At 62.3% G+C, this 14,468-nt stretch carries 12 protein-coding genes; 6 read left to right on the top strand and 6 right to left on the bottom strand.

Annotated features, from left to right (window positions below):
• Nucleotides 1-13: 13 nt before the first annotated feature.
• Nucleotides 14-895, bottom strand: a complete 882-nt coding sequence (locus tag JVX98_RS29245) for a MurR/RpiR family transcriptional regulator (RefSeq protein ID WP_192449089.1) — start codon at nt 893-895, stop codon at nt 14-16.
• A gap of 179 nt (nt 896-1,074) precedes the next feature.
• On the opposite strand from JVX98_RS29245, the gene JVX98_RS29250 reads away from it, so the two are divergent.
• From JVX98_RS29250 to JVX98_RS29265, 4 genes are all read left to right on the top strand, one after another.
• Nucleotides 1,075-2,955 (top strand): ATP-binding cassette domain-containing protein, encoded by a 1,881-nt coding sequence (locus JVX98_RS29250; RefSeq protein ID WP_205239927.1) that lies wholly within the window; start codon nt 1,075-1,077, stop codon nt 2,953-2,955.
• 22 nt (nt 2,956-2,977) lie between these two features.
• Nucleotides 2,978-4,141, top strand: a complete 1,164-nt coding sequence (locus JVX98_RS29255; RefSeq protein ID WP_205239928.1) for an ABC transporter substrate-binding protein — start codon at nt 2,978-2,980, stop codon at nt 4,139-4,141.
• Nucleotides 4,142-4,231: 90 nt separating this feature from the next.
• A complete protein-coding gene (locus tag JVX98_RS29260; protein ID WP_246765117.1) occupies nt 4,232-4,969 on the top strand; it encodes an ABC transporter ATP-binding protein in 738 nt (245 codons plus the stop codon).
• Between the two features lie 24 nt (nt 4,970-4,993).
• Nucleotides 4,994-5,881, top strand: coding sequence for a branched-chain amino acid ABC transporter permease (locus JVX98_RS29265; RefSeq protein ID WP_192449092.1), 888 nt, complete (start codon nt 4,994-4,996; stop codon nt 5,879-5,881).
• 303 nt (nt 5,882-6,184) lie between these two features.
• On the opposite strand, the gene JVX98_RS29270 is transcribed toward JVX98_RS29265, so the two are convergent.
• The 5 genes from JVX98_RS29270 to JVX98_RS29290 all read right to left on the bottom strand — a co-directional run bounded on the left by JVX98_RS29270 (nt 6,185) and on the right by JVX98_RS29290 (nt 12,389).
• Complete coding sequence (locus JVX98_RS29270; protein WP_205239929.1) at nt 6,185-7,267, bottom strand: fatty acid desaturase; 1,083 nt, start codon at nt 7,265-7,267, stop codon at nt 6,185-6,187.
• Nucleotides 7,268-7,710: 443 nt separating this feature from the next.
• Nucleotides 7,711-8,235 carry a DUF2127 domain-containing protein gene (locus JVX98_RS29275; protein WP_246765118.1) on the bottom strand — a complete coding sequence of 175 codons (525 nt, stop codon included), beginning with the start codon at nt 8,233-8,235 and terminating at the stop codon, nt 7,711-7,713.
• A gap of 180 nt (nt 8,236-8,415) precedes the next feature.
• Entirely contained in the window at nt 8,416-9,489 is a 1,074-nt protein-coding gene (locus tag JVX98_RS29280; RefSeq protein WP_205239930.1) for a porin, read from the bottom strand.
• Nucleotides 9,490-9,636: 147 nt separating this feature from the next.
• Complete coding sequence (locus JVX98_RS29285) at nt 9,637-11,373, bottom strand: hypothetical protein (RefSeq protein ID WP_205239931.1); 1,737 nt, start codon at nt 11,371-11,373, stop codon at nt 9,637-9,639.
• Nucleotides 11,374-11,603: 230 nt separating this feature from the next.
• Complete coding sequence (locus JVX98_RS29290; protein ID WP_205239932.1) at nt 11,604-12,389, bottom strand: GntR family transcriptional regulator; 786 nt, start codon at nt 12,387-12,389, stop codon at nt 11,604-11,606.
• 167 nt (nt 12,390-12,556) lie between these two features.
• Here JVX98_RS29290 and JVX98_RS29295 point away from each other — a divergent pair, with 167 nt between their 5' ends.
• Nucleotides 12,557-13,543: an ABC transporter substrate-binding protein gene (locus JVX98_RS29295; protein ID WP_205239933.1), complete on the top strand. Its 987-nt coding sequence runs from the start codon at nt 12,557-12,559 to the stop codon at nt 13,541-13,543.
• A 139-nt stretch (nt 13,544-13,682) separates the two neighbouring features.
• Nucleotides 13,683-14,462, top strand: a complete 780-nt coding sequence (locus tag JVX98_RS29300) for an ABC transporter ATP-binding protein (RefSeq protein WP_192449097.1) — start codon at nt 13,683-13,685, stop codon at nt 14,460-14,462.
• Nucleotides 14,463-14,468 lie beyond the last annotated feature (6 nt).

Below are 14,468 nucleotides of genomic sequence, written 5' to 3' on the forward strand. Positions count from 1 at the left end.
GCGGCGGAAAGGCTCAGCGGTCGTCGTCGACGGCCGGATTGAAGGCGTCCTCGGTGATGGCATAGCCGCGGCGCAGCTCTTCCATGCGCTCGATGCGGCCGCGCGACTGGGTGGCAAGGCGGGCGGTGAGCGCTGCGATCACCGCTTCCGTCTGCGCCAATGCCGGCACCATCGTGTCGTAGGGCGAGACCGTGTCGACGGGGGCGGTCAGCGTCACGGTCGCGAATTCGGCGATCGGCGAAAGCCACCGGTCGGTAAAGAGCACGATGCGGGCACCTTGCGCGGCGGCCTGCCGGGCAAAGCGGATCGTGTCGTTCTGGTAGCGGCGATAGTCATAGACGAAGAGCACGTCGCGCTTGCCGAGATCGACAAGCTGGTCGACCTGGTCGGCCTGGCTGCCGTTGATCCAGCGGGTGTCACCCCTCAGCTGCTTCATGTGCGACCAGAGCAGGCCGGCGAGAAAACCGCTGAACCGGCCGCCGAGGCAGTGGATGCGGGCGCTCATGTCGGCGGCCGCGTCCGCGGCTGCCTCGAAGTCTTCCGAAGGCAGCATCTGCATCGAGGATTCCAGCGCATGGATGCTGGCGCGCAGGAAGTACTGGTAGAAGTTCTCCTGCTCCAGTGACGGGCGCCGCGCGTCGAGCATGGAGAGCGGCGAGCTCATCCGCTCCTGGACTTCGCTGAGCAGCGCCTTCTGGAACTCGGGATAACCCTCGAAGCCCAGTGTGTTGGCAAAGCGCACGACGGTCGGATTGCTGACGCCGGCCGCCGCCGCAAGATGCGCAACCGTGTTCAGCCCCGCTGCCGGATAATTCGACAGAAGCTGCCTGACGATCTTCAGTTCAGAGCGCGTGAAGGTAATGGCGCCGTCTGTCAGTCGGTCCCGGATTGCCACGATTTCTGCCTCCCAAAAACGATGGCGTGAATCCCGTTTTCTACGTTTTGTTACATAATTGCTAGCAGAGAATGTTTTTTGAAACAAGATTGACATTTGGTCGATCTGCGATAACGTTCATGTCGGGAACGGGCCCGAGCCAAAAAATATGAGGCGGGCCGAAATTTGGGGGAATGCGGATGGTGCGCGTCAGGCGAGAAACCGTCGTTGGTATCCTTGTAACGTCGCTGCCGCTTCTGGCCGCTGCCGCCATCGCCTCGTTGTTCTTTCCAGGCAGCGGCGAGCGCTTGGTGACGCTCTACATGATCAACGTGATCGCCGTGCTCGGCATCGGCATATATGCCGGCAATTCCGGTATCGTTTCCTTCGGCCATGTCGGCTTCATGGCGATCGGCGCCTATGCGTCGGGCCTGTTGACGCTCAATCCGATCATTCAGAAAACGGCGCTGCCACATCTGCCGGAATGGCTGGCGGGGATCGGCATGCCCTTCGTTCCTGCACTTGCGATTGCCCTTGTCGTGGTTGCGCTCGTCGCGGTGCTGATCGGCATTCCCGTTGCGCGCCTGGGCGGCTCATCCGCTTCGATCGCGACCCTTGGTTTCCTTGTAATCGTGCATGTCGTGCTCGTCGCCTCGACCGATTTCACCCGCGGAAGCCAGACCTTTTTTGGCATTCCGCGCGCGGTCAATCTATGGGTGGCGGTGCCCTTCGCTATCGCCGCCGTTGTGGTCGCGCGTCTCTATCGGGATTCGAGTTCGGGCCTGAAGCTTCGGGCGTCCCGCGAGGACGAGATCGCCTCGACCGCCGTCGGCGTCAATGTCAAGCTGCACCGCTTCTTCGCCTGGGTTCTCGGTGCGGTGCTTGCCGGTGCTGCCGGTGCCTTGCTGGCCCATTTCCTCGGCGCCTTTTCGCCCAAGGACTTCTACTTCAACCTGACCTTCATGCTTTTGGCCATGCTGATCCTCGGCGGCATCACCACGGTTTCCGGTGCCGTTGGCGGCGCTGCCGTGATCATGCTGATCGTCGAGCTCCTGCGAAAGCTCGAGGGTGGCGTCGATCTCGGTTTCCTCAAGCTGCCGACCGTCTTCGGCCTCACCGATATCGGCATCGGCGTGGCTATCCTCGTCGTAATGTACCGCCTGCAGGATGGGCTGTTCGGTGTGCGCGAGCTCGACGAGCGCTTCGGCTGGTTCAAGCGCTCCACGACGAAGGAGGCTCTACCGCTGAAGGGCACGGTTGCCGCCGCTAGCTCTTCGGCCGGCCAAGGCACGCTTCGGGTCGAAAATCTCGGAAAGAAATTTGCAGGGCTCGTTGCGCTCGAAAACGCCAACTTCGAGATCAAGCCCGGTCTCGTCACCGGCCTCATCGGCCCCAACGGCGCCGGCAAGTCGACGCTGATCAACAGCGTGTCCGGTGTCGTGCCGCCGTCGACGGGACGCGTGCTCATCGACGGTCAGGACGTGGCGTCGCTTGCCGTTCACGCTGTTCCGACCGCAGGCCTTGCCCGCACCTTCCAGAACATCCGTCTCTTCAAGAACCTGACGGTCATCGAAAACGTCACGGTCGCGGCGAGCGCCCTCAAGGCGGGCGGCGAGGATCCGGCGGCCCGTGCCTTGACGGTGCTTTCGGAAGTGGGCCTTGCGGAATTTGCCGACCGGCTGGCCGGCACGCTTTCCTACGGCGCGCAGCGGCGGCTTGAAATCGCCCGCGCGCTGGCGCTCAAACCGCGTTACCTGCTGCTCGACGAGCCGGCCGCCGGCATGAACCCGGCCGAGACCGAGGAATTGATGCATGTGCTCGACCGCATCCGCACGAAATACCGCCTCGGCCTGCTCGTCGTCGAGCACGACCTGAAGCTGATCATGCGGCTCTGCGACGTCGTCGTCGTCCTCAACAAGGGCCAGCAGATCGCCATCGGCACGCCGGCGGAAATCCAGGCGAACCCCGATGTCATCGAGGCCTATATCGGCCGCCGCCGCTCAGCGGCGCAGGCGCGCAGCGAGCCCGTCGGTACCCCCGCTCTGCCGTCCGGCGCGCCGGGCCTGCATAAACCCGCATAAATCAAAAGAGGGAGCTTTTCGGATGAAGAAGAACGTCACGGCCCTGTGCCTCACCACCATGCTCGGCGGTTTTGCCCTGTCGGCATTGCCGGCATTCGCAGAAGATCTGGTCATCGGCCTTGCGACCGCCCAGACCGGCGGTCTTGCGCCCTATGACCAGCCGTCGCTGAAGGGCCTGGAAATGGCCGTCGAGGAAATCAACGCGGCCGGTGGTGCCGCCGGCAAATTCCCGATCAAGCTCGTCGCCAAGGATACGCGCTCGGATGCGGCGCAAACCGCGCTGGTGGCGCAGGAGCTGGTCGACGAAGGCGTCAAGATCGTGATCACGCCGTGCGACGCCGATCCGTCGATCGCCGCCGGCCAGGTGACCCAGGCCGCCCAGATCCCGGCCTTCTCCTTCTGCGCCACGACGCCGACGATGCCGCTTGCGGTTGGCGACTACATGTTCGGCAACTATCCCGCCGACAACGTCCAGGCTTCGGTGCTTGCGACCTATGCGGCCGAGAAGGGCTACAAGAAGGCCTATATCCTGAAGTCGCCCGACAGCGCCTATACGCTGAAGCTGCCGGAATATTTCGGGGTCGCCTTCAAGGCCAAGGGCGGCGAGCTCCTGGGCGAAGGCACCTACAGCATGGGCCAGCAGGACTTCGGCGCCGAGGTCACCAAGATCAAGGCGATGAACCCGGCGCCCGACGTTATCATGACGGCGGCCTACGAGCCGGATTTCCCGGCCTTCATCCGTCAGCTGCGCGGCGCCGGCGTGACCACGCCGATCCTCGGCAGTGACGGCATCGATTCGCCCACCACCTTCGGCCTTGGTGCGACCGTCGACGGCGTCGTCTTCACCACCGCCGGCTTTGCCAGCGAAGGCAGCCCGCTCGCTGACTTCAACGTGAAGTACAAGGAAAAATATGGCCAGGTGCCGGACACGGTCTATATCGCCAACGGCTACGACCTCGGCAAGGTGATCGACGCGGCGGTGACGGAAGCAAACAGCATCGATCCGGTCGCCATCCGCAATGCGATTGCCTCGCTCGAAAACGTCCAGGGCGTCACCGGACCGATCAGCTATGCCGGCACGCAAGGCATGCCGATGCGCTCGGTATCACTGGTACAGATCGAAGGCGGCAATCGCCATCTGATCAGCCAGGGTGTTCCGGCGGCCGCCGACGTTCCGGCCCCCTGATCAATCACCTGTGGCGATCCCTGGGTTTCCCGGGGATCGCTCTTGGCTGCGCCGTCGGCGCTTCGCAATCCACGGCAAGGACTTTGCCCGATGATGATGAGTGAAATTCCCGTTCCGAAGCCGCTTTTGGAAGTGAGCGGTCTCAAGGTCGCCTATGGCGCGGTCGAGGCGCTGAAGGGCGTCGACCTCGTGGTTGGCAAGGGGCAGATCGTGACGTTGCTCGGCGCCAATGGCGCCGGCAAGAGCTCGACCTTGAATTCGCTTGTCGGGCTGGCGGGGAAGAAGGCGGGACGCGTCACGTTCAATGGCCAGGATATATCGGGCCTGCCTCCGGAACAGATCGTCCGCCTCGGCATGACGCTGACGCCGGAGGGGCGGCGGATCTTTCCGAGCCTGACCGTCGACGAACACCTGCTTCTCGGCGGCGCCATGCACAAGGCGCGGGGCGTGATCTCCGACGTACGCGAGGACATGCTGTCGCGCTTCCCGATCCTGAAGGAACGGCTGACACAGAAGGCCGGCTCGCTCTCCGGAGGCGAACAGCAGATGCTGGCGATCGCCCGCTCGATGATGTCGTCGCCGGACTTGTTGTTGCTCGACGAACCGTCGCTCGGCCTTGCGCCGCAGGTGGTGGACCTGATCTTCGACCTGATCGCCGGGCTGAGACAAAAGGGTCTGACGATCCTCCTAGTCGAGCAGAACGTCTCGCTGTCGCTCGAGATCGCCGACGCGGGCTACGTCATGGCCAATGGCCGGATCGTGCTTTCGGGCACGGCCGCGGAACTGCGCAATTCAACCGAAATCCAGGGCGCCTATCTCGGCGCCTGAGCCGAGTGCGTGGAGGGTCAAATCATGGACATGTTCCTGCAGCAGCTCGTCAATGCGCTCAGCCTCGGCGGCACCTATGCGCTTCTGGCGCTTGGTCTTGCGGTCGTCTTCTCGATCATGGGGCTCATCAATTTCGCCCATGGCGAACTGATGACGGCGGCCGGCTACGGCCTCTGCTTTGCGCTGTTGCTGGGCCTGCCGTTCCCGCTCGCCGTCTGCGCTGCCCTTTTGATCGCGATCGTGCTCGCCATGCTGATGGAGCGCATCGCGTTTAGGCCCGTGCGCGGCGCCAGCGGCACGACGCTTCTGCTGACGAGTTTCGCCGTCAGCGCCATCCTGCGGGTGATCTTCCAGAACTTCATTTCCGCCCGGCCGAAGCCGGTACCGATGCCCGAGAGCTTTTCCGGCACGATCGAGATCGGCGGCCTGCATCTCGGCCTTATCCAGGGGACTTCGATCCTCGTCACGATCATCATGCTGGTCGGTCTCAACCTCTTCCTTCGCACGACCGTGCTCGGCCGTGCCATGCGCGCGGCTTCCGAAGATTTCGCCATCGTTCGGCTGATGGGCATTCGCGCCAATGCGGTGGTCGCCACCGCCTTTGCGATCTCAGGCCTGCTTGCCGGTGTCGCCGGCATCCTCTGGGTGGCCCAGCGCGGCAGTGTCGATCCTCTGATGGGCTTCCTGCCGGTGCTGAAAGCCTTCATCGCCGCAATTATCGGCGGGCTCGGCAGCCTCTCCGGCGCTGTCGCCGGCGGCTTTCTGCTCGGCTTTATCGAAGTCTTCTTGCAAGCCTATCTGCCGGAAAGCCTGCTCAGCTACCGTGATGCCTTCACCATCCTGCTCGTCATCGGGGTGCTGCTATTCGCCCCGCAGGGGCTGCTTGCGAAAAAGACCATCGTCAAGCTTTGAGAGTGGCGGCAGCACAGGAGACTGCGCACGATCCGGCCCAGTCCATGGTGCGACCGGCGATGCCGGTGGCCTTGGCTTAGAACCGGGAGCCTCGATAACAGCGACCCGGCCGATGACGGGTCGCGCCCGCGGCTGTCATGGCTGCCAAATCGACGGTCGCTCAAGCCGGCGCGCCGCGATCCCGGCGTTTGCGCGACGACGGAATGGGGTGCGCCGCGGGGCGACGCCACCGCTCCTGTTTCGTCGCGGTGGTCGAAGGGCTGCATTTCAATCCTTGGCGGTGCAGATTGGTCGACCGCGCTATCAGGCAGGCGTCGGCACAGCGGATCCTGCTGCAGCTTGGCGTGCGTTTGCTTCTCGAAATGATACCAGCCGGTGCGAGGCTTCGTCCCAAAGGACGAGCTTCACCAGGCGCAGGCTCTGCCGGATGGTGATGCGGCCCATATCTCCCAGCTCGGGATGATCGCGGATGACCTCAGGAAGTCTATAGAAGGGAACGCGGCTCGACAGGTGGTGGAGATGGTGCATGCCGATATTGCCGGTGATCCAGCGCAAGGGCTGCGGCAGATCATAGTGCGAGGCGCCATGCATGGCCGCGTATTGGAACGTCCATTCGGGGGGCCTCGACCAGTGCGTGTCTTCAAACTGGTGCTGGACGTAAAACAGCCAAACGCCTGCTGCGCCAGCAAGAAGCACAATCGGCAGATGGATCAGCAGAAACGGTGCGACACCCACTGCCCAGATAAGTATGCCCGCGAGTGCGGCGATGGCCACGTTCGTTGCCATGGTGGAAATCCACGGCCGGGGACCTGCGCGCATCATTCCGAACGGTAAGCGCTGCTTGAACAGAAAGAGCCATGCGGGACCGATGCCGAACATAACGAGCGGATGTCGGTAGAGGCGGTAAGCAAGCCGCCCTCTGCGCGGGAGCGACTCGTATTCGGCAACGGTGAGTGTGGCAATGTCACCGACACCCCGTTCGTCGAGGTTGCCTGCCGAAGCGTGGTGGACGGCGTGGGCGCGGCGCCAGTAGTCATAGGGTGTCAGTGTCAGCACGCTGATCACTCGGCCCGTCCAGTCATCCAGGCGGCGGCGCCCGAAGAACGAACCATGGCCGCAGTCATGTTGAAGCATGAACAGGCGCAGGAGGAAACCCGCCGCAACAGGGACGATTAGCACCACGCCGAGCCAGTACCCGAAGTGCATGCAGGCCCAAGCCGCTACCCACAGCAGAACGAATGGCACAAAGGTCACCGCCAGCTCGAACGTGCTGCGGCCGATATGCGGCTGTCGATAGGTGGACAGGATCTTCAGCCAGGCTTTTTCACGATCGACGGTTGCTGCGGCGCCGTGGTCGGAAAGCGGGCTGACTCTGGTATTCTTCAAGGCGTCTTCCTAGTTGGTTGTGTGACATGATCGCCTTGAGTCATTGCTGTGGACACATCAGGCAAACCGGGAATTTGGGCCGAGATCTCGCTCGAGTTCATCTTTCGGCCTTCGACGAGATCGCTCAAAGCAGGGCGTTCGCCGGCGGAAACAAGGGCAGGCGCGCCGCCGTTGTCAGGTTGGATGAAGCCAGGCCCTTATCGGGAGCATTTGACTGTGCCGGCATGACGAGCCCTTCCGTAGTAAACTGGGAGGCTCCGCGCGAAGCTTGGGGCCCGATAGCGATTTTGAAAGGAAGGTTCGTTCAGAGCGCGAAGCCAACTGCGCAATAACCAAAGCTCGCGAGCAAATTCGATAGGGCGTTCTATCGATATCTTCAGTTCGGCGTCAATCGGTTGTTCGCTCGTTGGGAAAAGACGGCCTTTTCCGCCGTTCTCGACGCCTCAAGTCGCCGGACGTCGGCGCATGACCAGTTTGTACTCATGCCAGATGAGCCAAATGACGATGACATCAAACACTGTCAGCGCGATCAGGCCCCAGCTGTGCGTGTAGCTAAAGCGGTAAAGCTGGTAGACACTGAACAGTGCCATTACCACCAGTGACGCTGGGTAGGCCCATAGTTTGTTTCGCAGGAGGGCTGCGACAAGGAACAGCTTCACGACGCCATGACTGACCAGGTAGAAGGCGTAGAAATGTCGCGTTTCGACCGAGAAGTTCTGCGCAAAGGTCAGGAGATGCGTGGCGAGAAAATCCCTCGGGTCCTCGATCAGTTCCAGATGCGTGATCGACCTTGCAAGCCTGGTGATGGCGTCGTTCGGGACCAGCCACAGCGCGACACCGCCGACACATTCTGCCAGCGCGTGGACGCCTTTGGCGAGGATGCTGAGTTGGAAGATCTGGTGTAGTCGCTGCTCGTTCAAAATCACCTCACCGCCTGGAAGTACAATAGAGATGGTATAGGCGGTCATTCAATGGATATGGCGTTCGCCGAACCCGTGATTGAAGGTTTTCGCTACATTCAGGTGGCGCTGGCCATTCAACCTCCTTTTCGCGGCTTACCAAGCCGGCGATGGGCGTAGCAGCCCGCGGAGCTATTGCAGCCGGATGGAGCCGGCGGCAATGTCGCACCCGGCTCCTCAACCCCAAGCTTAAAAGTTTCTCTGGAAGCGCACGACGCCGCCGAAAGCGTCTTCGTGTCCGCGAAACCCGCGGAAGGCCGTGTAGTCGAGTTCCGGCGTGATCTTGAAGCCCGGCACGACCTCGTAGGCGACATTGAGGGCCGCGTTCCAGGTGCCGTCCTCCTCGAAGTCGATCTGGCTGTTGATGGTTGCCTTCTCGCTGACCTTCACGGAAGCACCGCCCCACATTGCCCAGTCGCCATACCAGCTTCCATAATAATTCGGCCGGCTCGGGTCGGATTGGTAGGCGCCCATGACGAACAATGAGAGCGCGTCGGTGACGTCGAGATTGACGCGCGCCTTGAAGGCCCAGGCGTCGTAGCGGGTGTCATAGGCCGCCATGCCGAACAGCGTCATCCGGTCCTGCTCATATTTCACGCCGCCAAGCAAATGCGGCACGCTGTCGGCCCGAAGATCGAACCACTCACGGCGTGCCACGCCCGATCCATCGACCGTCTCCAGTTCCCACGAGCCGTTGCCTTCCTCGGCGCCGACCATGGCGGAAAAGCCGTTCCCGAAGTCGTGGGTGTAGCTTGCCTGCATCGTGCGGTCGCCCGAGTAGTAGATGACGTCGTCATAGATGACGTTGCCCGCACCCCAGGTCCAGTTGGCAAAGAGGGAATCGGCGATACCGACCGAGAAGCCGGCAAGCTCGATGACGGCCTCTGAAATATAGATGCGCTCGCCCGACGCCTTGTGTTCGAAACGCGTCTCCAGATAGGAGCGCAGCGTTCCGAACTCGGTTTCGTTGCGGGCGTCGAAGCGCATCGTGGCGCGCGCCTTGCCCGGCAGACCGTCGAGCGAGCCGCCCCAGTAGACATCGTCGCCCGCCGCCACCTCGTGGCGCAGGTAGCCGCTGACCTTCAGGCAGGTCTCGGTACCCGGCACATAGAAGAAGCCGTTGCCATAGGCATCGCAGACGCGGACATATTCGACGGGTTCCGCATCGGCAGCCTTTGCCGGCTGCAGGACGGCCATCGTGCAGAGCGCCGCTACGGCACCTTTCAAGAAGAGTGGTGACGTCGCGATTGTTTGCTTGTTCATGTCGAGTTGGTCCCCTCGTTGTTCTTGTAAAATCGAAAAAGCTTCGCCGGCCCCGTCCACGGCATGCGGGACAAGCGGGTGCTGACTGGGATTGTGTGAAAAGGAGAGAAAAGGCCGGTATCGGTTGCGATGCCGGCCCGGTGCGCGTTACCCGCGCGGCGGCCAGATCTCGCCGGAAAGGCCGGTCTTCGGTTCGCCGAGAAGCGGTGTCTTCAGGGCGCGGATTCCGTCGATGCTGATCAGCCAGATGATGTTGCGGTCATATTCGGTAAAGACCGCGAAGCTGGCGTTTTCGTAGGTGTATTCGGGCATTTCCTCCGGCTTGGGGAAGCGCGGCACGTAGTAGCCGGCGATCTTCGGATCCTTCGGGTCGTTGACGTCGAAGATCTGCAGGCCGGCATTATAGAAGGCATAGGGCAGGATGCCCTGCCGGCTGTATCCCGGCTGGTGGGGCGTGCCGGAGCGCTTTGGGCCGAAGCTGCCGCGCCGCTGGCAATAGTCGGTGAACTCGGCCTCTGCCGGCGGGGTCGGACGCGGGAAGGTGGCGACAACCTTCGGGTCCTTCGGATCCTTGGCGTCGATGACCAGCACGTCCTTGTAGGGCTCGTAGCAGTTGGAGTTCATCGGATAGCCGTTGGCAAAGACATAGCCGGTGCGCTCGTATTGGCTGGTATCGGCATTGTCGAACTCGGTGCCGGCAAAGCTCGGCGGAATGCTTAAGTGGCCCATCATTTCCGGGGTGCCGGGCTTGGTGAGGTCGAAGGTGTAGAAGCCGAGGCCGCCCATGGCGCCGAAGCCGATCTTGCCGCCCTTTTCCACCGGCTTCGGCAGGAACAGCGGCATGCGCGAACCCATCCAGGAGGTGCGGTTGCCGGCCCGCGGGTTCATGAGGTACGCGTCCTCGCTTGCCTTGTCGCCGGCGATTTGGCCGGGAACCGTGACCTGGCTGACGAAGACCGGTTTGGCTGGGTCCGTCATGTCCCAGGCCTGGTAGCCGGGCGAATGCAGGTAATCGGGATATTCGGTCAATGCGTAGCTGTCGTCGGGAGCCGACGAGAGATACATGTACTTGCCGCCGAACCAGGCCGGCGCATCGAGCGAGCCGGAGCCCTGCTGCTCGCCGATGGGTGCGTCGGGGTTGTTGATGTCCGTCGTGCGGGTCGCAATCAGCTTCCAGTCGCTTGGCAGCGGGCCGTTCATCTCATAGACCTTGAAGCCCTTGAGCGAATTGTAGTGGCGCAGCGTTTCGACGATGTCGGGCTGGGTGCGCTTGTTGTCGAGGATGCCGAAGCGCCCGATCTCGTAGGAGGCGACGACGACGTTCTTCTGGAGCTTCTCGCTCCAGGCAATCGTCATGCCGCCGAAATAGTCCTGTACCGTCTTGGCGTCCCAGTCTTCGCTCGAACCTTCCGGTCCCCAGACGCCGCCCTTCGAATAGACGACCTTGGCCTTGGTCGGGTCGGTGATATCGAGCACGCGCATGTAGTCGCGGTCGTGCAGGTACATGTAGCGCTTGCCGTCGAAATCCGCGACATCGGGCCAGGCGTGCCATGGCGAGGTGATGTGGGGGTAGAAGGCGATTTCCTCGACATTGCTCTTGTAGGTCTTGTCGTCCCAATGGGTGAGCTGACCAGGGAAATTGGGCGATGCGCCAAGTGCGGTGGCACGCGGAGCTTTGAAGGTGCCCGTGGCCGGATCCATGCCGTAGTCCTTGCCCGGAACCAGCGCCGGCGGCTGCTTGTCATAGGTCAGTTCCGACCAGCGCTTGAGGTGCGGATCCTGGATGTTGATCTCGGTCGGTACTTCCTTTTCCCAGCCGGCCGCAAAGGTCGCGCCCGCTGCCAGACATAAAATCGAGCATGTGATGATCAGCCGTTTCGGCATGTCGGTCTCCTCCTGGAATATCGGTGAATGGCCGCGTCCAAGCCTGGCAGCGGCGCAAGCAAACGACGGCGCGGCGGCGACGCCCCCTTGTGTCGCGTTCCGAATTCTCTCGTCCTGTCAGTTGATCGCGCAGGCCTCCTCATGCCCGCGCAAATCACGCCGCTCCCGTTTGCTCGGTGCCATGAAACAGGGTCGCTTTCCCTATAACAATCGCCTTAATCAGCATTAATTCATGCGGATTTCTTATGAGTTCCCGGGCGTGTTGATGCTTTGCGGGATGCTGGTGACACCGCTTCCCCTTCTTCGACGGCATAGACCTCGAGCGGATAACCGAAATGCTCGTCCATCAGGAGGCGGGCGCGTTCGGTGTTGCGGTCGAGCACGGCCTCCATCAACTCGGTGTGCGGGCCGATCGACTGCGCCTTGTGCAACGCGGCCATGGCCTCCGCGTAGCCGGCCGTCTCTCCGTGTTCCGCGCGCAGGACGGGGGCAAAGGCAAGGAATCGGTAGTGGCGCTGGAGCTGGTCGGAGATGGTCGAGCGAAAGTGCATCAGCCAACTCGATTGCGCCGCGCTGAGCAGCGCGGCGTGAAACGACTCGTGCCGTTCCATCCAGGTGTCGACGGCAAGGTCGGAAGAATCCTCGACGACCGTCTTGCAGCGCGACAGTCGGTAGTGCGCCGTGACGATTGCCGATTCCCACTCCGCGCCGCCGCGCTCCATGGCTTCCAGCAACAGGGGGATTTCGACGACCGCGCGCGCCTTCGTCAGATCCTCCAGTCCCTTGCGCGAGACGGGTGCGACGGTGAAGCCGCGATTGGAGATCGCCACCACCAGCCGCTCCGCCTCCAGCCGCGACAGGGCCTCGCGCAGCGGCGTCCGACCGATATCGTACGCCTTGCTCAGAAGATCGGGCCGCAACGGCGCCTCCGGTTGCAGGCGGGCCATGAGGATCTCCGTCCGCAAGATCCTGTAGGCGATCTCCGTTTTCGTGCTGTTTTCCTGCTCGTCGACCAAAGGCACCTCCAAAAATCGCCGCCCGAATGTACGGTCATCATATATGCCAGAATAATATATGATAATCGCCAATTGCTATAATTGTATACTATATCGTTGACTTTGCCGTGGGGCTGCGCTTCCTCATCGCTCATGCTGTCAACTGCGACAGCCAGAGGAGGAACATGATGGCCACGACAAAATCGAAACTCATGACAGGTCTGATGGCAGCCGGCATCGTCCTTGCCGGCATCGGCTCGGCCGCCGCCGATCCGATCCGCATCGGCATCGCCAATTTCGGCGAACACCCCCCGCTCAATGCCGCTATCGCCGGTTTCAAGGCGGCGCTTGCGGAAAACGGCTTCGTCGAGGGCAAGGACGTCGTCTACACCGAGAGCCACACCAATTTCGACGCGTCGCTCGTGCCGCAGATGATCGCGAAGCTGCAGGCCGAACAGCCGAAGCTCGTCTACACCGTCACCACGCCGGTCTCGCAGATTGCCAAGAAGGCGCTGGCAGGTTCGGGCATCCCGGTGATCTTTACCGCCGTGACCGATCCGGTCGCCGCCAAGCTCGTGCCCTCCCGCGAAAGCGGTGATGACGGCATCACCGGGGCGACCGACAGCCAGGATATGGCAGCGGTGTTCGCTTTCACCAAAAAGCTGCTGCCGAACGCCAAGCGCCTCGGCCTTCCCTATAATCCGGGCGAAGCCAATGATGTCGCGCTGCTCGAGAGCGTGCGTAAGATCGCTCCGGAACAGGGTTTTGAAGTCGTTGAAGTCGGCGTCGACAACCTCAACGACATCCAGCAGCGCATTACCTCGCTCTCCGGCAAGGTGGACGTCATCTACGGCCCGACGTCCAACATGATCCAGCCGGCGATCGCGGCGGTTGCATCGGCTGCGCGCCAGTCCGGCATTCCCGTTGTCAATGCCGTCGATACGGCCGTTCGGGAAGGATTCGTGCCGGCAAGCTTCGCCGTCAACTACGAACAGGTCGGCAAGAACGCCGGCAAGATCGCCGCCGAAGTCCTGAAGGGCAAGGACCCGAAGTCCATCGCCCCGGTGTTTCCCGCCTACGAGGATCACCAGGCGCTGATCTCGAAGAAGGCCATGGCCGCCTTCGGCGTCGAGATCCCGGCTTCGCTCGCCGATTGCAACTGCATCGTCGAGTAATCCGACGCCTGCAACGGGCGGCGGCCACGACGCCGCCGTCCATGAGAGCGCCGAGCGCGCCCTGTCCATTCGTATTTACATGAATTCCGGAAGAAGGCTGCGGAGGCGGCCTCTAAGGAATTGCTCAGAGGAGGAACGGATGCTCGAAATCCGATCTGCACGAAAGGTCTTCTACAAGGGACAGCCCGATGAGAAGATCGCCCTCAACGATCTCAGCCTGACGCTTCCGACCGGCAACTTCGCCATCGTCATCGGATCGAACGGCGCCGGCAAGAGCAGCATGCTGAACGCCATATCCGGCGCACTCATGCTCGACAGCGGCAAGATCCTCATCAACGGCGACGATGTCACGGCGCTGCCGGTGCACAAGCGCGCAACACGGGTCGCCCGGGTCTTCCAGGACCCGATGAAGGGCACCGCCGCTTCGATGACGGTCGCGGAGAACATGCTGCTCGCCGAATTGCGTGGCAAAAAGCTCGGCCTCAGCCGCGGCCTCAACGCCAGGCGGCTTGCGAGCTACCGCGAACGCCTGGCGGCGCTGAACCTCGGGCTGGAAAACCGGCTGGATACGCGCGTCGAACTGCTTTCGGGCGGACAGCGCCAATCGCTTTCGCTGATCATGGCGACCTGCGACCAGCCGGACCTGTTGCTGCTCGACGAACATACGGCCGCCCTTGATCCCCGCACTGCAGACATCGTCATGCAGGCGACGGTGCGCGCAGTCGAAGCCTTCAATCTCACCACGCTGATGGTGACGCACAACATGCAGCACGCCGTCGATTTCGGCCACAGCGTGGTGATGCTCGATGCCGGCCAGATCCGGCTCGAAATCACCGGCGCAGAAAAGACCGACGTCACGATCCCGAAACTCATCGGTCACTTCGGCATGAAGACCGATCGCATGCTGCTGGCAAGCTGAGACGGA

This window comes from Ensifer sp. PDNC004, from assembly GCF_016919405.1.
GTDB lineage: Bacteria > Pseudomonadota > Alphaproteobacteria > Rhizobiales > Rhizobiaceae > Ensifer.

Excerpts from the sequence above, each read along its gene's own strand:
- JVX98_RS29250 (WP_205239927.1), top strand. The coding sequence starts at position 1,075 with ATGGTGCGCGTCAGGCGAGAAACCGTCGTTGGTATCCTTGTAACGTCG.
- JVX98_RS29255 (WP_205239928.1), top strand. The coding sequence starts at position 2,978 with ATGAAGAAGAACGTCACGGCCCTGTGCCTCACCACCATGCTCGGCGGT.
- JVX98_RS29260 (WP_246765117.1), top strand. The coding sequence starts at position 4,232 with ATGATGATGAGTGAAATTCCCGTTCCGAAGCCGCTTTTGGAAGTGAGC.
- JVX98_RS29265 (WP_192449092.1), top strand. The coding sequence starts at position 4,994 with ATGGACATGTTCCTGCAGCAGCTCGTCAATGCGCTCAGCCTCGGCGGC.
- JVX98_RS29275 (WP_246765118.1), bottom strand. The coding sequence starts at position 8,235 with ATGACCGCCTATACCATCTCTATTGTACTTCCAGGCGGTGAGGTGATT.
- JVX98_RS29280 (WP_205239930.1), bottom strand. The coding sequence starts at position 9,489 with ATGAACAAGCAAACAATCGCGACGTCACCACTCTTCTTGAAAGGTGCC.
- JVX98_RS29285 (WP_205239931.1), bottom strand. The coding sequence starts at position 11,373 with ATGCCGAAACGGCTGATCATCACATGCTCGATTTTATGTCTGGCAGCG.
- JVX98_RS29295 (WP_205239933.1), top strand. The coding sequence starts at position 12,557 with ATGGCCACGACAAAATCGAAACTCATGACAGGTCTGATGGCAGCCGGC.
- JVX98_RS29300 (WP_192449097.1), top strand. The coding sequence starts at position 13,683 with ATGCTCGAAATCCGATCTGCACGAAAGGTCTTCTACAAGGGACAGCCC.